The organism is Bradyrhizobium sp. BLXBL-03 (assembly GCF_051853015.1).
Classification (GTDB): Bacteria; Pseudomonadota; Alphaproteobacteria; order Rhizobiales; family Xanthobacteraceae; genus Bradyrhizobium; species Bradyrhizobium manausense.
The window spans coordinates 4,702,955-4,722,030 of the sequence record NZ_CP182470.1; the positions used below are offsets into that span (position 1 = coordinate 4,702,955).

General features: G+C 63.7%; 16 protein-coding genes. 9 read left to right on the top strand and 7 right to left on the bottom strand.

The window, feature by feature from the left end:
• Positions 1 to 41 precede the first annotated feature (41 nt).
• Positions 42 to 572: a DedA family protein gene (locus tag ACNJX9_RS22665; RefSeq protein WP_057745026.1), complete on the bottom strand. Its 531-nt coding sequence runs from the start codon at positions 570 to 572 to the stop codon at positions 42 to 44.
• Positions 573 to 847: 275 nt separating this feature from the next.
• On the opposite strand from ACNJX9_RS22665, the gene parE reads away from it, so the two are divergent.
• Both parE and ACNJX9_RS22675 read left to right on the top strand, forming a co-directional pair.
• Entirely contained in the window at positions 848 to 2,896 is a 2,049-nt protein-coding gene (parE, locus tag ACNJX9_RS22670; protein WP_057745022.1) for a DNA topoisomerase IV subunit B, read from the top strand.
• A gap of 420 nt (positions 2,897 to 3,316) precedes the next feature.
• Entirely contained in the window at positions 3,317 to 4,102 is a 786-nt protein-coding gene (locus ACNJX9_RS22675; RefSeq protein ID WP_057745019.1) for an outer membrane protein, read from the top strand.
• Between the two features lie 64 nt (positions 4,103 to 4,166).
• Here the strand turns inward: ACNJX9_RS22675 and ACNJX9_RS22680 are convergent, their stop codons facing one another.
• Positions 4,167 to 4,817 (bottom strand): hypothetical protein, encoded by a 651-nt coding sequence (locus ACNJX9_RS22680; RefSeq protein ID WP_439404240.1) that lies wholly within the window; start codon positions 4,815 to 4,817, stop codon positions 4,167 to 4,169.
• A gap of 141 nt (positions 4,818 to 4,958) precedes the next feature.
• Between ACNJX9_RS22680 and ACNJX9_RS22685 the strand changes: the two genes are divergently transcribed.
• Together ACNJX9_RS22685 and ACNJX9_RS22690 are read left to right on the top strand one after the other, a co-directional pair.
• On the top strand, positions 4,959 to 5,144 hold the full coding sequence (locus ACNJX9_RS22685; RefSeq protein WP_057745043.1) for a hypothetical protein: 186 nt from the start codon (positions 4,959 to 4,961) through the stop codon (positions 5,142 to 5,144).
• Between the two features lie 20 nt (positions 5,145 to 5,164).
• Positions 5,165 to 5,935: an SDR family NAD(P)-dependent oxidoreductase gene (locus ACNJX9_RS22690; RefSeq protein ID WP_271602851.1), complete on the top strand. Its 771-nt coding sequence runs from the start codon at positions 5,165 to 5,167 to the stop codon at positions 5,933 to 5,935.
• Positions 5,936 to 6,002: 67 nt separating this feature from the next.
• On the opposite strand, the gene ACNJX9_RS22695 is transcribed toward ACNJX9_RS22690, so the two are convergent.
• The 4 genes from ACNJX9_RS22695 to ACNJX9_RS22710 all read right to left on the bottom strand — a co-directional run bounded on the left by ACNJX9_RS22695 (position 6,003) and on the right by ACNJX9_RS22710 (position 10,373).
• Positions 6,003 to 6,863, bottom strand: coding sequence for an outer membrane protein (locus tag ACNJX9_RS22695; RefSeq protein ID WP_205668211.1), 861 nt, complete (start codon positions 6,861 to 6,863; stop codon positions 6,003 to 6,005).
• Between the two features lie 327 nt (positions 6,864 to 7,190).
• Positions 7,191 to 7,961, bottom strand: coding sequence for an outer membrane protein (locus ACNJX9_RS22700; protein ID WP_439404241.1), 771 nt, complete (start codon positions 7,959 to 7,961; stop codon positions 7,191 to 7,193).
• A 180-nt stretch (positions 7,962 to 8,141) separates the two neighbouring features.
• Entirely contained in the window at positions 8,142 to 9,389 is a 1,248-nt protein-coding gene (locus ACNJX9_RS22705) for an FAD-dependent oxidoreductase (RefSeq protein ID WP_439404243.1), read from the bottom strand.
• 69 nt (positions 9,390 to 9,458) lie between these two features.
• The gene (locus ACNJX9_RS22710) at positions 9,459 to 10,373 is read right to left on the bottom strand and encodes a LysR family transcriptional regulator (RefSeq protein WP_271602855.1); all 915 of its coding nucleotides are present in this window, start codon (positions 10,371 to 10,373) and stop codon (positions 9,459 to 9,461) included.
• A gap of 101 nt (positions 10,374 to 10,474) precedes the next feature.
• On the opposite strand from ACNJX9_RS22710, the gene ACNJX9_RS22715 reads away from it, so the two are divergent.
• Together ACNJX9_RS22715 and ACNJX9_RS22720 are read left to right on the top strand one after the other, a co-directional pair.
• Positions 10,475 to 11,815, top strand: coding sequence for an MFS transporter (locus ACNJX9_RS22715; protein WP_439404244.1), 1,341 nt, complete (start codon positions 10,475 to 10,477; stop codon positions 11,813 to 11,815).
• A gap of 11 nt (positions 11,816 to 11,826) precedes the next feature.
• Entirely contained in the window at positions 11,827 to 13,428 is a 1,602-nt protein-coding gene (locus tag ACNJX9_RS22720; RefSeq protein ID WP_439404245.1) for a M81 family metallopeptidase, read from the top strand.
• Here the strand turns inward: ACNJX9_RS22720 and ACNJX9_RS22725 are convergent.
• Entirely contained in the window at positions 13,425 to 14,945 is a 1,521-nt protein-coding gene (locus ACNJX9_RS22725; protein ID WP_439404246.1) for a caspase family protein, read from the bottom strand. The two genes, ACNJX9_RS22720 and ACNJX9_RS22725, sit on opposite strands and share 4 nt — an antisense overlap.
• Positions 14,946 to 15,127: 182 nt before the next feature.
• Between ACNJX9_RS22725 and ACNJX9_RS22730 the strand changes: the two genes are divergently transcribed.
• From ACNJX9_RS22730 to ACNJX9_RS22740, 3 genes are all read left to right on the top strand, one after another.
• The gene (locus ACNJX9_RS22730) at positions 15,128 to 16,090 is read left to right on the top strand and encodes a helix-turn-helix domain-containing protein (RefSeq protein WP_439404248.1); all 963 of its coding nucleotides are present in this window, start codon (positions 15,128 to 15,130) and stop codon (positions 16,088 to 16,090) included.
• Between the two features lie 281 nt (positions 16,091 to 16,371).
• Entirely contained in the window at positions 16,372 to 17,874 is a 1,503-nt protein-coding gene (locus ACNJX9_RS22735) for a DEAD/DEAH box helicase (protein ID WP_439404250.1), read from the top strand.
• A gap of 129 nt (positions 17,875 to 18,003) precedes the next feature.
• Positions 18,004 to 19,071, top strand: a complete 1,068-nt coding sequence (locus tag ACNJX9_RS22740) for a GGDEF domain-containing protein (RefSeq protein ID WP_057744988.1) — start codon at positions 18,004 to 18,006, stop codon at positions 19,069 to 19,071.
• Positions 19,072 to 19,076 lie beyond the last annotated feature (5 nt).

Sequence of the window (19,076 nt, forward strand, 5' to 3'; positions counted from 1 at the left end):
CCGGGTTCGCTTGCTTTGCGAGCGCCCCGGAATGACGGGAATTAAATCAGCCGCCAGATCCATTCCATGATCCTGGCGATCACATCGCCGAACAGCAGAAGCGCCGCGGCCCAGACCAGCGCCGAGACGAAATTGGCCGCCTGGAAGCTCCAATACGGCATTTCGAAAATGCCGGCCGCGAGCGGCACGGAGGCGCGCAAGGGACCGAAGAAGCGGCCGATGAAGATGCTGGGCACGCCCCAGCTGCGTACGAAGGCCTCGCCCCTCGGCAGGATTTCCGGATAGCGCGAGAGCGGCCATATCTGCGCGACGTGCTCCTTGTAGCGATAGCCGAACCAGTAGGAGACCCAGTCGCCGAGGGCGGCGCCGATCGCACCGGCAATCCAGATCGGATAGAAGCTGATGCCACTCACCCCGATCAGCGCGCCGATGGCGACCAGCGCCCCCCAGGCGGGGATCAGGAGTGAGATGAAGGCCAGCGATTCCCCGAACGCCAGCAGGAACACGATCGGAGCAGCCCAGGCCTGATGGAGGCGCACGAAATCGGCCAGTGCATGCGCAAACTGCTCCATTCAAGAAATAGCCTTCCCGCCCCGCCTTGAGGTCCTGCCAGATAGGAAAGACTGGTAAGCCAAGGACTTGTGTGACATCAAGTCACAAAGACCGGGCTGCACCCGACCGAGGCGTCAAATTGCCGGGACTTGGCCGGCTTGCGGCGTAAAATTGCCGGCATTAACTCCCACCCACAGCGCCGGGCCTGCCCACCGGTGACCTTTGGCAGCCAGAAGTGGCATAGTCAGGCCAACCGATTCGCCGCCTCCGCGGCCCTCAAAACACATCAAGATATATGTCCAAACAATTGAAAACGAAAACCAAAGACGATTTGTTCGAGGGCCATGAGCCAAAGGGGCGCGCAAACGCCGCGAAGTCCGCGCCGCGCACCAGTGGCGGCGAGGCCGATTACACGGCCGCCGACATCGAGGTGCTCGAGGGCCTGGAACCGGTGCGGCGCCGGCCTGGCATGTATATCGGCGGCACCGACGAAAAGGCGCTGCATCATTTGTTCGCCGAAGTCATCGACAACTCGATGGACGAGGCGCTGGCGGGGCACGCAACCTTCATTGGCGTGGAACTCTCCGCTGACGGGTTCCTCACCGTCACCGACAACGGCCGCGGCATCCCTGTCGATCCGCATCCGAAGTTCCCGAAGAAGTCGGCACTGGAAGTCATCATGTGCACGCTGCATTCGGGCGGCAAGTTCGACAGCAAGGTCTACGAGACCTCCGGCGGCCTGCACGGCGTCGGCATCTCCGTGGTGAACGCCCTCTCCTCGCGTCTCGAGGTGGAGGTCGCGCGCAGCCAGAAGCTCTACCGCATGAGCTTCGAGCGCGGCCATCCCAAGGGCAAGCTCGAGGATCTCGGCAAGATCAACAACCGCCGCGGCACCCGCGTTCGCTTCAAGCCGGACACGGACATCTTCGGGCCTAAGGCCGCGTTCAAGCCGCAGCGCCTGTTCAAGATGACGCGCTCAAAGGCCTATCTGTTCGGCGGCGTCGAGATCCGCTGGAATTGCGCGCCCGAGCTGCTCAAGGGCGTCGAGGACGTGCCGGCGGAAGCAACCTTCCATTTCCCCGGCGGCCTCAAGGATTATCTGGCCGCGGCGATCCACGCCGACACGCTGGTGCATCCCGATATCTTCTCTGGCAAGTCAGGCCGCAACGGCGCGCACGGCGCCTGCGAATGGGCGGTGGCCTGGACCGCTGATGCCGACGGCTTCCTGTCGTCCTACACCAACACCGTACCGACGCCCGATGGCGGCACGCATGAATCGGGCCTGCGCAGCGCATTGTTGCGCGGCCTGAAGGATCACGCCGAGCGCGTCGGCCAGGGCAAGCGTGCCTCGTCCATCACCTCGGAAGACGTGATGGTGGGCGCCGCCGTGATGCTCTCGGTGTTCGTGCGCGAGCCTGAATTCCAGGGCCAGACCAAGGATCGTCTCGCCACTGCCGAAGCGCAGCGCATCGTCGAACAGGCGATGAAGGATCCGTTCGACCATTGGCTGTCGGGCAATCCAAACATGGCCAACCGGCTGCTCGACTTCGTCATCGACCGCGCCGAGGAGCGGCTGCGTCGCCGTCAGGAAAAGGAGACGGCGCGCAAGACGGCGGGCAAGAAGCTGCGCCTGCCCGGCAAGCTCGCCGACTGCACCGATGCCGGCACCGAAGGCTCCGAGCTCTTCATCGTCGAGGGTGACTCGGCCGGTGGCAGCGCCAAGCAGGCGCGCGACCGCAAGACGCAAGCCGTACTGCCCTTGCGCGGAAAGATCCTCAACGTGGCATCCGCCGGCAAGGACAAGCTCACCGCGAACGCCCAGCTCTCCGATCTCGTGCAAGCGATCGGCTGCGGACAGCTTCTGCACTATCGGGAAGAGGATCTGCGCTATCAGCGCATCATCATCATGACCGACGCCGACGTCGACGGCGCGCATATCGCCTCGCTGCTGATCACCTTCTTCTACCGGCAGATGCCGAAGCTGATCGACGAAGGCCACCTCTTCCTCGCGGTGCCGCCGCTCTACAAGCTGACCCACGGCAACAAGTCGGTTTACGCGCGCGACGACAAGCACAAGGACGAGCTGATCAAGACCGCCTTCAACGCCAACGCCAAGGTCGAGGTGAACCGCTTCAAAGGCCTCGGCGAGATGATGCCGGCGCAGCTCAAGGAAACCACCATGGATCCGAGCAAGCGGACGCTGCTCAAGGTGGTCCTGCTGCCTGATGACCGCGACACCACGGCGGATTCGGTCGAGCGCCTGATGGGCACCAAGGCCGAAGCGCGCTTTGCCTTCATCTCCGACAAGGCCGAGTTCGCCAGCGACGAGCTGCTCGACGTCTGACCCTGCGATTCCCTTTCAAAAGCCCCGGCTTCAGGCCGGGGCTTTTTCATTTTGGGGGCGCTGCACCGGCCTTTCCCGGTCGTTCAACCATGGCGATCCGTCTCCCGAGAGTGCGACTCAGCCAGCGACTCATAGGGCCAGGCAGCACCACGGTTGAGGCAGGAGTGCCTGCATTTCGGACAAAGGCGAACTCCTAACGAAAACCTACCCCGGGTCACGAATCTCAAAACACATGCAATCATATGAAATCGCTCATGTTTTCTGGATTCCTACCACGACGTCATGCAACCCGGGCGACGGGCGTTTTCCGGCGACTGTGCCTGCCCTGCAACAGCATTTCGGCGAGAACCGTCTATAGTCCGGGCATCAGATCACACGGACTCCAGTGCGCTCGCGCCTGCCAAGGTTGGGGATTTAATCATGAAGAAGATTGCACTCGCTCTGACGGCGGTTGCGGCGATGACCGGTTCGGCTTCTGCGGCCGACCTGGCTGCCCGTCCCTACGTGAAGGCCCCGATGGCTGCACCGGTTGCCAACTGGACCGGCTTCTACGTCTTCGGCGGCGCCGGCGGCGGTCTCTCGAACTCCGACCAGAGCATCGTCTCGACGACGACCGGCACCCCCCTCACCATCACCCAGCGTCAGGGTGGCTCGGGCTGGTTCGGCACCGTCGGTCTCGGCTACGACTGGCAGTTCAACAGCACCTGGGTCGCCGGCGTGTTCGCTGACGGTCAGTTCGGCAGCATCCGCGGCACCGTGCAGGATCCGCTCCTCGGCCTCACCGGCCGCCAGAAGCTGGAAGACTCCTGGGCCGCCGGCGTTCGCCTCGGCTGGCTGGTCGCTCCGAACGTGCTGTCCTACGTCAACGGCGGTTACTCGGGCGCCCACTTCGGCAGCACCAGCTTCACCAACCTGGCCGGCGGTCCGACCGGCCTTCACCTCAACGGCTACAACCGCAACGGCTGGTTCGTCGGCGGCGGTGTCGAGAACAGCCTGAACATTTTCGGCATCTCCTCGCCCGGCTGGTTCATGAAGACCGAATACCGCTCGGCCTTCTACGACGCGAAGACGCGGGATGAAATCGTCGACGCAACCAACCTGCCGACGGGCGTCAACAGCATCCGCGCCAACAGCTGGAACCAGACGATCTCGACCTCGCTGGTCTACCGCTTCAACTGGACCGGTCCGGTCGTCGCCAAGTACTGATCCGATCTCACGATCGAGCGTCAAAGCCCCGGCATTGCCGGGGCTTTTTCGTTGTGGGGCCTTGCTAGTGCGCAACGCTCGCCTTTAACGACCGGTAGGCGTCCACGAGCTTGGTTTCGATCGCGACCCAATCGGCTTCGGTGATGGCTTCGCCCTTTGCATCGCGGAACGCCATGGCGTCTGCCCGCGTGATCCCAAAGTGCCTGATCCCTGCGTCGTCGACGCTCTTGCCGTAGGTCAGCGCGGCCACGCGTGCGATGGTGATGCCATAGTCGTTCGGCCCGACCGCCTCCCGTCGCGCCTGCCACCAATCGAGCTCGAGCCGGGCTGCCTGCTCCACGTCAAACGCCACGGGGGCGGCCGCTGCGTAATCGCGGTAGTACGCCACGAGAGCCGGCAGCGCCGCATCGGCTTCCTGTCGTGAGTGCGTCGGCTGGAACGTCTTGGCCGCCTCGGCGGCACTGAACGCGATGTGCAGGCTCCTGAGCGGAGAAAAGCCGAACTGCATCCGCGTCGAGGCGTAGAGATGGTAGAACAGCGCGGCATAGCGCTTGTCGTAATAGTCGCGCCACATCGCGGTCTCGAGCCGGGCCATTTCGGCCGGATCGAAAGCCCGCAGATCCGCTTGGCGCGGAATACCGGCATAAGCCGCGACAAGGACGGCCGCAGCAGCCGTGCCCAAAATCACCCTGCGCCTCGAGATCAGCTTGCGCACGGACATCCTCCCCGCAGTCTCGCGTCCGCGGCCATTGTATCCGAACTGAAGCTACGGCTAGTCTTGCGGGAAGTTTTCGTGACCGGCGGCGATCGTTCCTGCCGGGGGTCGCGACAGAATCAGACCGACAGGGAGGAATCCATGCGCAGAATTCTGCTAGTCGCAGGCCTGTTTGCCCTCGCTGTCGGGCTGCTCTGGATCGGACAGGGTACGGGCACCCTCGCCTGGCCGCGATCGAGCTTCATGATCAACCAGCTGCAATGGGCTGGCTACGGCGCGGCCATGGCCGGCTTCGGGCTGGTCCTGATCTGGCAGAGCAACCAATAAAAGAAACCAGGAAGCAAAGCATGACATCCAACCGGTTCGATCTCCGCGGCAAGGTCGCGATCGTCACAGGAGGTAATGGTGGCATCGGGCTCGGCCTTGCGCATGGGCTCGCCGACGCCGGCGCCGACATCGCCGTGGTCGGACGCAACGAAGCCAAATCCACCGCGGCCGTCGCCGATCTCAAGGCGCGCGGCGTGAAGGCGATATCAGTCACCACCGACGTGACCGACAAGGCCGCGGTCGCGGCGATGATCGACCGCGTCGTCAGAGATCTCGGCCGCATCGACATCCTGATCAACAATGCCGGCATGAGCATCCGCAAGCCGCCGCACGAGCTCGAGCTCGACGAGTGGAACAAGGTGATCGACACCAACCTCACCAGCGCTTTCGTCTGCTCGAAGCTGGCCTATCCGGCCCTGAAGGCATCGGGCAACGGCAAGGTCATCAACATCGGCTCGATGATGTCGATCTTCGGCGCGAGCTTCGCGACCGCCTATGCGGCAAGCAAGGGCGGCATCGTGCAGTACACGCGCGCCTGCGCCAACGCCTGGGCGCCCGACAACATCCAGGTCAACGCGATCCTGCCGGGCTGGATCGACACCGATCTCACACGCGGCGCGCGGCAGCAGGTCTCAGGGCTGCACGAGCGCGTGCTCGCGCGCACCCCCGCGGGACGCTGGGGCGACATCGACGACTTCGCGGGCATCGCCGTGTTCCTCGCCTCATCAGCCTCGAATTTCGTCACCGGCACGGCGATCCCGGTCGATGGCGGCTTCTCGGTGATGGCGTAACGAACGCTCTCACGACAAAGGCCCCGGCATCAGCCGGGGCTTCGTAGGCAGCGCAACTCCGGAGAGACTAGTACCTTGCGACCACCGGGCCGCCGAAGCGATAATTGACGCCGATCTTGCCCGTGTGAACGCCTGGGTCGGAGTTGCTGTTGGTGTACACGGTGCCAACGCCGCCTCCGGCGGTGAGGACGCCGGACTGGGTATATGTCTTTTGCGTACCGAGATAGAGATACTCGCCCTTGATAGACCAATTGGTGTTGAAGGCATACTCGACACCAGCTCCGACCGCGTAGGTCACCTGCGTGTCACTGTGGCGGGTGATGAGCGCGCCACCGCCGCAGCCGGGCGGGCCGGCGCCGACACACGAATCATTGAAGCTGTAGGAGTTGGCGACGAAAGCGACGCCACCTTTGACATAGAGCAATGCCTGGTTGACGGCCCATCCGGCGCGCCCTGCGATCACCCCATAGGCATCGCCGATGCGGGTGGTATTCACACTATCGGGAAGCGCGAGGCCAAATGCAGCGGCGTTGACGTCCTGCCTTGACCCATTCAGGTGAAGATAGCCGGCCTCGCCTTCGATACCGAGCACGAAGTTCGTGCCGGGCTTCTGCCAGTTGTAGCCGATCGTGCCGCCGCCGATGAAGCTCGCGCCGAGGCTATAGGGGGTGTTGAGCCCCGTCCCGTTGTAGAAGAAACCGGCGGCATTGGCCGGCTCGCTCGCGGATGCGTCGCGGTCTGCGACCGCACCGCCGACGAAGCCCCCGATGTAGAAACCGGTCCAGTTGAACACCGGCGGCGGAACCATCGGCGGTGCTTTGACCGCCATGTCGGCGGCGGACGCCGCGCCCGAAATCGCAAGCAGAATTGACATTCCTGCTGTCAAAGCAAATGTCTTTTTCATCCATGCCCCCTGGAAGAACTGCAAGAGCGAACGCTCCGTTGAGTCGATTTATACAAAGCGCCTCTCGGGCAGCGAGGCACAATCTGCAGTTCCCGCTCGCTCGCATGCACTATCCGCGAAACAGTGACATTTTCCGCACGCAAAGGTCAGACGTACCGACCTATACACGCAACAGGATCATAGTCCTGTTGGCGTCAATGCCCCGAGGTAGAGCGCGACGTCTCTTCTTCGCTTCGGAAAAAAGATCGCACGCGTCAGCCGATCCCGGTGCGCTTTCTTTCGCAAAAGAAAGAAGCCCCGGGCGCTGCCCGGGGCTTTGAAGTCTGGCACTGATCGTTTTCTTTTTCGGTTTCAGTAGCGCGCGATCACAGGTGCGTCGAACTTGTAGCTGGCGCGGACGACCGCCCACTGGATGTCGCGCGGCTTGGCGTCGAAGGTGTAGTTTCCGGACAGGCCGCCGAGCTGATAGGTCTGGCTGCCGAAGGCCGCGTAATTGTACTCGAGGCCGACGATCCAGTTGCGGGTGATGCCGTATTCCCAGCCGGCGCCGACAGTCCAGCCGTTGGCCCAGTGAGTCTGGCCGCCCGAGCCCTGAGCCGCGCCGACGGTGTCGCTGACGTTGAGACGGTTGTTCACGCCGGCATAGCCGCCCTTGACGTAGAACAGGTTGTTCTGAACGGCGAAGCCGGCGCGACCGACGACGGTAGCGAGAACGTTCGTACGCCAGGTGAAGACGTCATCGCCCGCACCGAACGCGGTGTTCACGACGGTGCCCTTGTTGTCGAGGCCGGAGATCGTGCCCTCCATGCCGAACACGTAGTTATTGGCCTGCCAGTTGTAGCCGATCTGGGCGCCGCCCATGATGCCGGCGCCGCGCTGGCGATAGCCCTGGCCCGGAACGAGGTCGCCGAACGGCGCGCCGGTCCCGTTGTTGATGAACTGCTCGTTGGTCCAGGCGCCACCGATGTGGCCACCGACATAGAAGCCGGTCCAGTTGAACAACGGCTCGATGTAAGCAGGCGCCTTGGTGTAAGGACGCGCGGCGAGATCGGCGGCGGAAGCAGCGCCGGTCGAAACCAGAGCGGTCGTGCAGGCGAAGGCGGCAATCATTTTGTTACGCATGGTACATCCCGTGTCCTTTGATGGGCGCACGCTCACACGCAAGTTCTTACTCAAATTTGAATCAACAAAGTTAAGGCGCCGGATTGGCATTTGGCGATCTTTGAATCCCGGACCGCTGTTGCAGGCGCGCAACGCGGACGCCGCAATTTAACGCGGCGTTATCCCTATCAAATCGCTGCGTCAGGATGCCGGCGAATGAACGTGCTCGGGCCGCACACCGATTGCGATGAAGCGCGCGGGAATGCCCTGGAGCCACGGCCAAGCGGAGATCAGGCGCAGGATCAGCGGCACCTTGAACGGCCGACCTGTGCCTTTCAGCGCGCTGCTGACGATGTTGTTCTGCACGACCACCTGCATCGCCTGGGTCATCTTCACCGGGAATTCGCGGCGACGCCTGACGGCATCGAGCTCAGCCTCGGATGGGCAGCCCCGCATCAGCTTCTCGGCGAGCAGGTTTGCGGTCGCGACCGCATCCTGCACGGCCAGATTGACGCCGACGCCGCCGACCGGCGACATCGCATGCGCGGCGTCACCGATGCAAAGCAGCCCGGGTCGCGTCCAGTGGCTCAGACGGTTGATCGCGACCGTCAGCAGCTTCACGTCATCGAAGCTCTTGACGTCGGCGATGCCGTGCCTGAGGACCGGCGCCATGCGCACGACATCGTCGAGCAGCGCCCGTAGTCCCCTCGCCCTCACCGCATCATACTGTCCCTTGGCGATGACATAGGCGCATTGCCAATAATCGCCGCGGTCGAAGGTGACCATCATCTTGCCGGGCTCGATGCGCGCAAACAGGTTCTCGGTCTCGTCCGGCCTGCGGCCCGCGCGGAACCAGAGCACGTCCATCGGAGCCCCGATCTCCTCGACGGCAAGGCCTGCGCGCTCGCGCACCGTCGAGTGCCGGCCGTCGCAGGCGATGGTGAGATCGGCCTCGATGTCGACGTCACCATCGGGCGTCGTTGCGCGGACGCCGGCGATGGTCTCGCCGCGCCGGATCAGGTCGACAGCCTCCGTGCTCATCAGCACTTCGAGCGAGGAGAAACGCCTGCCGGCCTCGCGCAGGAAATTGAGAAAGTCCCATTGCGGCATGAAGGCGATGAAAGGGTATTTCGTGTTCAGCCGGCTCAGATCGGCGATCCGCACCTTGGTGCCACCGAACAGGCCGTCCATCTTCTGCAGGCGTTGATGCGGCAGCTTGAGGAAGCCGTCGATGAGGCCGAGTTCATCCATCACCTGAAGTGTCGAGGGATGCACGGTGTCGCCGCGAAAGTCGCGGAAGAAATCAGCATGTTTCTCCAGCACCACGACGTCGATGCCGGCGCGTCCCAGCAGATAGCCGAGCATCATGCCCGCAGGTCCGCCGCCGACGATACAGCAACGGACTTTTATGGAACGTGATGCGGATTGATCCGAGGTCGCTGCCGCCATGATCCTGACCTCACTGGCAAGTGGATCCGTAAACAGGATAACAGCACCAATTTACATCGCTACCCGCATTCATTGGCTCACCGTGCCGGAACCAAGATGACGGGTCACCAGATCGAGGAACTCGCTGGCCATCGGTGAAATGCTCAAGGACCGGTGCCGAACGACGCCCACGGTCCGCTTGATCTCGGGCGCAGCGATCGGAATGGCCCGGATGTTGGAGCCGGAGCTTGTCGGCAGCGCCGTCGCCGGCAGGATCGCGCAGCCGACACCCGCTTCCAGCAATCCGAGGATGCAGGAGACGTGTTCGACTTCGTAAAACCATCGCAGCTTCAGGGCGGCATTTCCGAGCAACACCTCCAGCAGGAGCCGGTTGCCGCTGTCGCGCCCGCCGATGACGAGCCGAACCTTTGCCGTAGCCTGAAGCTCTTGCAGAGTGATCTCCTGGCGAGCGGCGAGCGTGTCATCCTTGTGCATGGCCAGAACGAAGCGATCAGCCAGCAACGGCGTGAACGTGAGATCCGGATCTTCTCCCGGGTCAACGCCGATCCCGAATTCGGCCAAGCCCGACAATACGTGGCGAACGACAAAGTCCTGATTGCCGTCGAAGACCTGCACACCGACGTTTGGATGACGCCCACTGAACGTCTTCAGCAAGGACGGAAAAGCCTGGCAGACCACGGTAGGGATGCTGGCCACCCGTATCTTGCCAAAGCGCTTCTCAGCGACCTCGCGGATCGAATCCAGCATTCCGTTCAGGTTGTTGATCTGCTGGCGAGCCATTGGAAGGAAGTGGCGTCCGGCCCCGGTGAGGACCACCGACCTCGTGGTGCGGCTGAACAGTTCGACACCCAGCGTCTGCTCCAGCTTCTGGATCCGGCGCGACAGACCAGGCTGGGTGAGATGAAGCTTCTCGGCGGCACGCTGGAAATTCAGCAGCTCTGCCGCGATCACGAAGGCCTCGAGTTCAGCGTTCTCGACTTTCATGCGGCGCTCTCATCAGTCGCAAGCGAACCCGCATTGGACCTCAATGATGGCGGTTCCTACGATCCCTGGGATCGCCGAACCAAAGGGAACAAGTAGCACCGATGCCCACCCAGCAGCAACTTGCCTCGTCAATGCCGATGATGGCGGCCGCACCATCCGATGTGACCGAGGCCGATGCCACATATCGGAAGATCGTGCTTCGCATCGTTCCGTTCATTCTGGTCTGTTATTTCTTTGGCTATCTGGACCGGGTGAACGTCGGATTTGCCAAGCTCGGCATGGTCCACGACCTCAGTCTGAGCGAGGCGGCCTATGGCCTCGGTGCAGGCTTGTTCTTCATCGGGTATCTCCTGCTCCAGGTGCCCGCGGGCTATCTGGTTCAGCTCCACGGCCCCAGGAAGTGCGTCGCGGGATCGATGATCGCATGGGGGCTCGTCTCAGTCGCGACCTTGCTGACCCGGGACGAGGCCAGCTTCTACGCACTTCGATTCCTGCTCGGTGTGACGGAGGCCGCCTTCTTCCCGGCCGTGATCGCCTGCTTCAGCCTCTGGTTTCCCTCCTACAGGCTGAGCAAGGTGATGTCCCTGCTGTTCCTCGCCCTGCCGCTCGGGGTGATCGTCGGCGGCCCGATGTCCGGCTGGATCATGGATGCGACCCACGGCGGGTACGGCCTGAAGGGTTGGCAATGGATGTTCCTGCTCGAAGGGCTGCCGGCGATATTGCTCGGGCTGTTCGCGACCAAAGCGATTATCGAACGACCGGACGGTGTCGAATGGTTGACACCTGGCGAGAAGGCTTTGGTGCTGCGGGAGCTCACCCAGGAATCCCGGGACAAACAAACGAGCTTGTTACCTGCCTTGCGTGAGCCGACGCTCTGGATTCTGTTCGCGACAACGTTTCTCTACAACCTCGGCAATTACGGCCTCGTGTTCTGGATGCCGAGCATGATCAAGTCGATCGGCGGGCTGACGAACTTCCAGATCGGCGTCGTAACCGCCCTACCCTATTTCATCGCCGCCTGCGCGATGCTGGTCAATTCGTTCCACTCGGTCAAGACCGGCGAGAGGCTCTGGCATACCGCGCTGCCCCTGATCGCTGGCGGAGTCGCCATGGTCGCAAGTGTGACAATGCGAGACGTGCCGGTGCTCTCCCTCTTGTGCCTGACCGTCGGCATCTCCGGCATCCAGTGCACGCTCGCCATGTTCTGGAGCCTGCCATCGCGCGTGCTTGCCGGGACCGCTGCGGCCAGCGGTGCCGGACTGGTGAATATCGGGGCGGCCATTGCCGGATTTGCCGGTCCGACGATCCTGGGCCTTCTCGGTCAACTGACCGGCAGCAATACGGCCGGCGTTTCGCTGCTGGCGATCGGGCTATTCGCCGCGGCCGGACTGATCTTTGCGATTCCGCGGCACCTGATGGCCCGGCCTGTCGTCTCGGCTTAGGAGGCGTCGTAGTGCTCTACAAGGCTCCAATTCCCCATCTTCCCGACCCTCGCCCGCGCAAGCCATTTCGGATCGCTGTCGCCGGATTTCATATTGAGTCCGTGAGTTTTCTGCCGGTCGCCTCGACCTGGGACGATTTCGAGCAAGTGGCCCTGCGCGGGAATCGCATCGTCGACGAGCTCCGAGGCACGAACACGGTGATGGGAGGCTTCATCGACGTCTGCGAACAGGATAGCGTGGAGTTGGTCCCGCTCGTCCACACCGCCCTCGGCGCCGTCGGACCTGCGACCGACGAGGCGGTCAGACGCTATGCGGACGAGATGGCAGTCAGTGTCCGCGCACTGCCGGACCTGGATGGCGTGCTGCTCTTCCTCCACGGCGCGTGCTGGACGGCATCCTATCCCGACCCTGAGCGCTTCATCATCGACACGGTGCGTGGCGTCTTGGGGAAAGACAAGCCCTTGATCGTCGCCCTGGACTACCATGGCAACATCGACGCGGACACGTTGAAGAACGCGACCGCGGCGTTCGCCTATCGGAAATCGCCGCACACGGACACGGGTGACACGGGACGCCGGGCCGCGATCTGCATGCTGCGCACGCTGCGGGAAGAGATTTCGCCGGCATGGGCAATCGCAAAGCCGGGCGTGCTCGTTCCGTCGATCTTCAGTGCGACCGCGCTGCGCCCCCTGGCGGACATTATCGAGGAAGGACAGCGGATCGAACACGACAGCCAGCATTACACCGACATTTCGCTGATGGCGGGCTTTTCCTACGCGGACGCGCACAATGCGGGCTTCTCTGCGCTGTGCGTCACGGACGGCGACCCGGCGCGCGCTCAGAGGATCGCGGACCATCTTTCGGAGCGGGTCTGGCGCGAACGGCACGCGCTTTACAGGCCCTTCGACGTCTACACCGCAGAGTCAGCGGTCTCCCGGGCGTGTGCAGGCCTCACACGGCGCGAGGCAAAGGGACGTCCATACGTGCTGGTCGAGCACGCGGACCGAATGAACGATTCCACGTACCTGCTGGCGGAGCTGCTGAAGCGCCGCGTCGCAAGGGCTGCCGTGCCATTCCTCTGGGATGCGGCCGCGGCGCAGAGGGCGTTCGATGCCGGTGTTGGCGCGATGGTGAAGCTTCAGCTTGGCGGCCACAGCTCGGAGAAGGCGGGACCGACCTTGGACGTGATCGCACGCGTGCTGTGGGCTGGCCCCAAGTCATACCGCGTGTCGGGGTCCTACATGCATGGCATGCCCGTCGACCTCGGAATGACGGCCTTGCTCGACGTCGATGGCGTATCGGTGAGCGTCGTTAGCGCCTTTGCGTTCGCGGTCGATGGTGATGCATTCGGCGTGTTCGGGTTGCGCCCTGAAGACTTCGACATCATCGTGCTTCGTTCCAAGACCCATTTCCGCGCCTTCTACGAAGGTTTGGCGGAGGAAATCCTGATGGTGGATACGCCCGACCACGGCGTCGCCGACCTCCGGCTCCTGCCCTACGAGCGCCTGGATACGCATCGCGTATTTCCTCTCGCTCCCGAAACTTCAACGCACCGTGCGACAGAGGATCGGCAGAAGTCAAAGCCGCCTCACCGATCAAACCGAACCGCTTAATTGTTGCTGCGGTTCGCCGTGCGGAAACTCTTGACCTCCGACACGCTGCCGTCACGGTAGGTCAATTCGACCGACATGAACTGCGTCGCGGGCGGCAGTTTCTCATAGAGCAGCATGCCGGCGGTGATGGCCGAGGGATCGCGGAGATCGCAAGGCGGCAGCTTCAGCACCCTGTCCGGCACCGCCGTGTCGATGCCGATGCGCGCCTCGCGGATCGCGCAGCGGTACGACACCAGGTGGGAATAATACACCAGGAGCCCGTTGAACTGGCGGAACGACAGCCAGCTCGTCGCGGTCATGTCGAGGATCTTGCGCTGGTCGCGGATCAGAGCCGCCTCGGGATCGAACTTGATCGGGAACGGCCCCTGCATGTCGCCGGAAGCATCGACGTAGCGGACCTCGATGGTGCCGGCCTGCGCATCCGGCGGCAGCTCGATCGACGGGTTCGGCATCCGCTTGCGGGTCCGTGGGTCGAGCGTATCGATGAAGCCGGTCTCACGGAAATCGCCGTTGCCGGCCATGCGCCATGAAATTCCGATGGTGGGATCGGCGAAGGAGAACGTCACGCTCCAGCCGCCATTGTGCCGGGAGAAGCTCGCGATCGGCGCATTGGTGCTCTCCTCCTTCGGCACGCGCGGCACCGACACCGGCGGCAGCGCGGCGACCTTCTGCGGCGGCGAATCGGCGGGCCGCGCCGCGGCCGCCGCATCCTTCGCCGCGCCGCTGAGGAAGACGTCGTCGACCATCTGGTCGAAATAGACAGGCACCTGCTTGTGCCTGACGGTGTCGGCCATCTCGCTGACCAGACGGCGCGTGTGCTGCGCGACCTGCACGAGGTTCTCGCCGGGCTGGAGCAGCTCCTTGGCGAAGGTGCGCGTGAACACCGAGTTGGGATTGGCATCGTCGTTCGAGAGACGATCGAGCGCGGTCTGGCGCGGGCCGGCCGAGAACACCGAGAACACGCCTTCAGGCAGCTGCGTCATCGGCGCGAGCCCCCCGCCGCCGGCCACCGCGCGCGTGCCTGCGCGCTCGAACGGATTGTTGCGGCAGGCGTCGAACACCAGGATCGAGGTGCGCGCCTTCTTGTTCTGGAGACGCTCGACGACACGGTCGGCGAGAATGGAGGCGTCGCGCACCAGCTCTTCCTGGCCCTCGGTCGCCGCCGGCACGTCGGTGGGCAACAGATAGTTCTGGCCCGCGATCTCGAATCCGTGGCCGGCATAGAAGAAGAACGCGGTGTCGCCCGGCTCGATCGCCCGGTCGAAGGCGAGCAGCGTCTCGGTGAATTGCTGACGGTTCTGGTTCTCGGCGACCATCACCTGGAAGCCGAGCTGCTTCAGCGTGTCGCCCATGGTGCGGGCGTCGTTGACGGCCTTCACGAGCTTCGGCACGTTCTTGTAGTCGTTGTTGCCGATCACGAGCGCGACGCGCTTTTCGGCATGTGCAACGCTTGCCACCCCTGTGAGGCTCGCCGCCACACCAAGGGCCACCAGAATTCTCAGAAGCCGACGCGTCATGTTAACATTCCCCTTGCAGCATGGCTCCGGTCGGGCCCCTTGCGCCTTTGCTCTGATAGTCGGTCCAGCCACGGCCGCGGTTCAACCAGTCCATCGGCGCGGTCCCATCCTCTGGCCTATGGCAGATTCTGCTGGAATCTGCTTTTTCTTCTTGGGCAATTGCGCGCGAGTGAGGGGCTGCCGTGTATCGCTGGTGTACCGACGAAGTCGAACCTCAGGACCGCTTCGACTATTGGCGCGAGGTGCGCGCAAAAGGTCTGTTCGGAGTCACCGCTGAGCTCGAGCGCGAGAAGCGCACGGGGTTTTACGGGGAATTCTCGCTGAGCCAGGTCGGCCCCGGCGGCCTCGTCGAGCTGAAGGCCTCGTCCTATGCGGTCGAACGAAGCCCGTCCGACATCAACAACGCGCCGAGCGACAGCATCTGCGTCTACCAGCAGCTTGGCGGCGGCGGCTGGTTCGGCGGCATGCGCTCGAGCGATTTCGCCATTGCCAATGGCAGCTTTGCCACCAGCCACACCGACCTGCCCTACCGCACGCGGCCGCTGGGCGTTTCAGGCTTTCATCTGCGCATCCTGAAGATCCCCGTCAGCGGCCTTGCGACACAGGACAGGCGCATGCGCGAGCTTGCGCCCAAGACGTTCAACGATGCCACGCTGGCGCCCCTGCTCGATGCCTGTTTCGCCGATCTCGGCGAGGCGGCCGCGATTGAGGGCTCGGCCGACGCCGCCCCGCTGGTGCAGGCGCTCGGGCATCTGGCACTGATCGAGCGCGGCATCGTCAGGCCGGGCAGCCGGCGCGGACAGGCGGCGCTCCGGACCGCCCGCCTGTCGCTGGCGCGGCGCCTGATCGTGCGCCATTTGCAGGACCCGGATCTGGCGCCTTCACGGGTGGCCGACCTGCTCGGCGTCTCGGTGCGCCATCTGCATATGCTGTTCGAGGTTGCCGAGCGCAGCTTCTGGCAGACCGTGACGGAGGAACGGCTGAAAAGAAGCCGCCAGCTGATGCGCGAAGCGCCGGACCGGCTGATCGCCGACATCGCCGCCGCCTGCGGTTTCGAGAGCCTGGCAACCTATTACCGCGTCTTCAACGCCGCCTATGGCATGGCGCCCGGTGATTTCCGCGCCCGCGCCGCAGGAGGCCGTTAACCACCCCCTCGGCCGCCGCAGCCGAAAAGCCGAGCCGCGCCCGCTATTTGGGCAAAAACCTTAGGGTTTTTAGGACCTTCCCGCGCCTGCTCCATTGACTTTGGTCGATTCCGCCCTATGTTCCGAGGCGACGCGGCTCAGATCGAAGAGCGATTCCTGAGCCTGGCGCTTTGTTCGCGTGAGTCAGCACCCCCAGCTTCTTTGAGAGCGCGCCGTTTCGGGGTGGAACGCGACAGCCTTTTTACCCTCGATTCCGAACGGCGGTTTCGACCAGAGGCTCAATGTCCTTTTCCAATCTCGGACTGTCCGAAAAAGTCCTCGCCGCAGTGGCGGCCACCGGTTACACCAACCCCACCCCCATTCAGGAACAGGCGATCCCCCACGTCCTCGCACGCAAGGACGTGCTGGGCATCGCCCAGACCGGCACCGGCAAGACCGCAGCTTTCGTGCTGCCGATGCTCACCATCCTCGAAAAGGGCAGAGCCCGTGCCCGCATGCCGCGCACGCTGATCCTGGAGCCGACCCGCGAACTCGCGGCGCAGGTGAAGGAAAACTTCGACCGCTACGGTGCCGGCCAGAAACTCAACGTCGCCCTGCTGATCGGCGGCGTCTCGTTCGGCGACCAGGATGCCAAGCTGACGCGCGGCGTCGACGTTCTGATCGCCACACCGGGCCGGCTGCTCGACCATACCGAGCGCGGCGGCCTGTTGCTCACCGGCGTCGAGCTGCTCGTGATCGACGAAGCCGACCGCATGCTGGACATGGGCTTCATTCCCGATATCGAGCGCATCTGCAAGCTGGTCCCCTTCACGCGGCAGACCCTGTTCTTCACCGCGACCATGCCGCCGGAAATCCGGCGCATCACCGAGGCCTTCCTGCACAATCCGCAGAAAGTCGAAGTCTCCAAGCCCGCGACCACCGCCGTCACCGTCACGCAGTCCCAGGTCCCGGCCGGGCGCGAGGCACATGAGAAGCGCGAGCTGCTCCGTCGCCTCTTGCGCGAGGCCAAGGATCTCAAGAACGCGATCATCTTCTGCAATCGCAAGCGCGAGGTCGCGATCGTCCACAAATCGCTTCAGAAGCATGGCTTCAGCGTCGGTGCCCTGCATGGCGACATGGACCAGCCGGCCCGCATGGCCGCGCTCGACCAGTTCCGCAAGGGCGAGCTTCCCCTCCTCGTCGCCTCCGACGTCGCCGCCCGCGGCCTCGACATTCCCGAGGTCAGCCACGTCTTCAATTTCGACGTTCCCCACCACGCCGACGACTACGTCCACCGCATCGGCCGCACCGGACGCGCCGGCCGCACCGGCACCGCGATCTCGATCGTCACGCCGCTCGACCAGAAATCGATGGTCGCGATCGAGAAGCTGATCGGCCAGAGCATTCCGCGCGCCGAAGGCGACTACGAGGTGCACGCTACCAGCGCCGAAAGTGATCGCCCGCGCGAGGAGCGTGGACGCGAGCGTTCCCGCGGCGGACGCGGTAAGCCGCAGCGCGGCGGTCGCGATCGTGAGCGCAGCCACGAGCCGCGCGGCGAGGCCAGACATCAGGCAGAAGCACGGCCCGCCGGCGAGCGGCCGGCACGCGAGGCACGGCCGCAGCGCAAAGCAAGGCCATCGTCCGAGGGTCGCCATGGCTCCCGCCAACAGGCCAACAATTCCCACGTACCGTCGATCGGCCGCCCCGAGCCGCGGCGGCAGCGGGAAGTCGACACCGAGCCAGGCGATCACTCGCATCTCCCAGCGTTTCTGTTGCGTCCGGTCCGCTCTCCGGCCGGAGCCTGACCCCGCGATACACGCGTGAGTTGAGCGGTCGAACGTTTACCGACCGTTCATCATCGTCCGTTAGCCTACGAATATAATTTAAGCATTGCCGTGGTCGATGGGCGCACCGACCGCTGTGGGGTATGTTCCGTGGTCAAAATGCTCGACGAACACGAACGCACGATGGCGTTCGCCGAGGTGGCGCTCGGTCAGATCCGATCGTTGAAGCAAACCGCAATTCCCCGCAATTACGAGATCTGGTACGTCTACGCGACCGGCTATAACGCGCCGCTCAACAAGATCATCAACGAGACGCTGGCCCGCAACGGCAAGCTGTCCGAAGCCGATCTCGAGCAGATCTACGACACCTACCTCTCCCACATCAAAACGACCGATCGTATCGACAAGGTCGGCGCGCGCGTCATCGGTGAGATCGACGACGTGATGAAGGTGCTGGGCGATGCGCTCGGCATGACTGACTCTTATGACGCCAGCCTATCGGACGCGACGGCGCAGCTATCCTCGGCCAAGAGCCGCGAGCAGATCAAGACCATCGTCGAAAAGCTGCTGCACTCGACCAGCGAGATGCGCGATACCAACAAGGCGCTGGAAGACCGGTTGACGCTCTCGAAGAATGAGATCAGCAATCTCCAGCAGAGCCTGGAGGCAATCCGCGCCGAAAGCCTCACCGATCCGCTGACGGGCCTCGGCAACCGCAAATATTTCGACCGCATGATCGGCATGGCGGTGCAGAGCGCGCTTGCGAGCGGCGAGCCGCTGTCGCTGCTGCTGTTCGACATCGATCATTTCAAGTCGTTCAACGATTCCTACGGCCATCTCACCGGCGACCAGGTGCTCCGGCTGGTCGGCCTGTCGTTGAAGCAGACCATCAAGGGCCAGGACATCACCGCGCGCTATGGCGGCGAGGAATTCGCGGTGGTGCTGCCCAACACGGCGCTGCGCCAGGCTCTCACCGTCGCCGATCACATCCGCCGCGCCGTGATGGCGAAGGAATTGAAGAAGAAGTCCACAGGCGAAATTCTCGGCCGCGTGACCATTTCGGTCGGCGTCTCCCTGCTGAAGCAGGGCGACGACACCGACGCGCTGATCGAGCGCGCGGACGCCTGTCTCTACGCGGCCAAACGCAACGGCCGCAATCGCGTGATCTGCGAAGTCGATCCGGAGTTTGCGAACGAGTCGCACAGCCGGGTGGCGTGATACGG

What these genes read in the sequence shown, in the direction of transcription:
- ACNJX9_RS22665 (WP_057745026.1), bottom strand. Translation starts at nt 572, where the DNA reads ATGGAGCAGTTTGCGCATGCACTGGCCGATTTCGTGCGCCTCCATCAG.
- parE (WP_057745022.1), top strand. Translation starts at nt 848, where the DNA reads ATGTCCAAACAATTGAAAACGAAAACCAAAGACGATTTGTTCGAGGGC.
- ACNJX9_RS22675 (WP_057745019.1), top strand. Translation starts at nt 3,317, where the DNA reads ATGAAGAAGATTGCACTCGCTCTGACGGCGGTTGCGGCGATGACCGGT.
- ACNJX9_RS22685 (WP_057745043.1), top strand. Translation starts at nt 4,959, where the DNA reads ATGCGCAGAATTCTGCTAGTCGCAGGCCTGTTTGCCCTCGCTGTCGGG.
- ACNJX9_RS22690 (WP_271602851.1), top strand. Translation starts at nt 5,165, where the DNA reads ATGACATCCAACCGGTTCGATCTCCGCGGCAAGGTCGCGATCGTCACA.
- ACNJX9_RS22700 (WP_439404241.1), bottom strand. Translation starts at nt 7,961, where the DNA reads ATGCGTAACAAAATGATTGCCGCCTTCGCCTGCACGACCGCTCTGGTT.
- ACNJX9_RS22705 (WP_439404243.1), bottom strand. Translation starts at nt 9,389, where the DNA reads ATGGCGGCAGCGACCTCGGATCAATCCGCATCACGTTCCATAAAAGTC.
- ACNJX9_RS22710 (WP_271602855.1), bottom strand. Translation starts at nt 10,373, where the DNA reads ATGAAAGTCGAGAACGCTGAACTCGAGGCCTTCGTGATCGCGGCAGAG.
- ACNJX9_RS22715 (WP_439404244.1), top strand. Translation starts at nt 10,475, where the DNA reads ATGCCCACCCAGCAGCAACTTGCCTCGTCAATGCCGATGATGGCGGCC.
- ACNJX9_RS22725 (WP_439404246.1), bottom strand. Translation starts at nt 14,945, where the DNA reads ATGACGCGTCGGCTTCTGAGAATTCTGGTGGCCCTTGGTGTGGCGGCG.
- ACNJX9_RS22735 (WP_439404250.1), top strand. Translation starts at nt 16,372, where the DNA reads ATGTCCTTTTCCAATCTCGGACTGTCCGAAAAAGTCCTCGCCGCAGTG.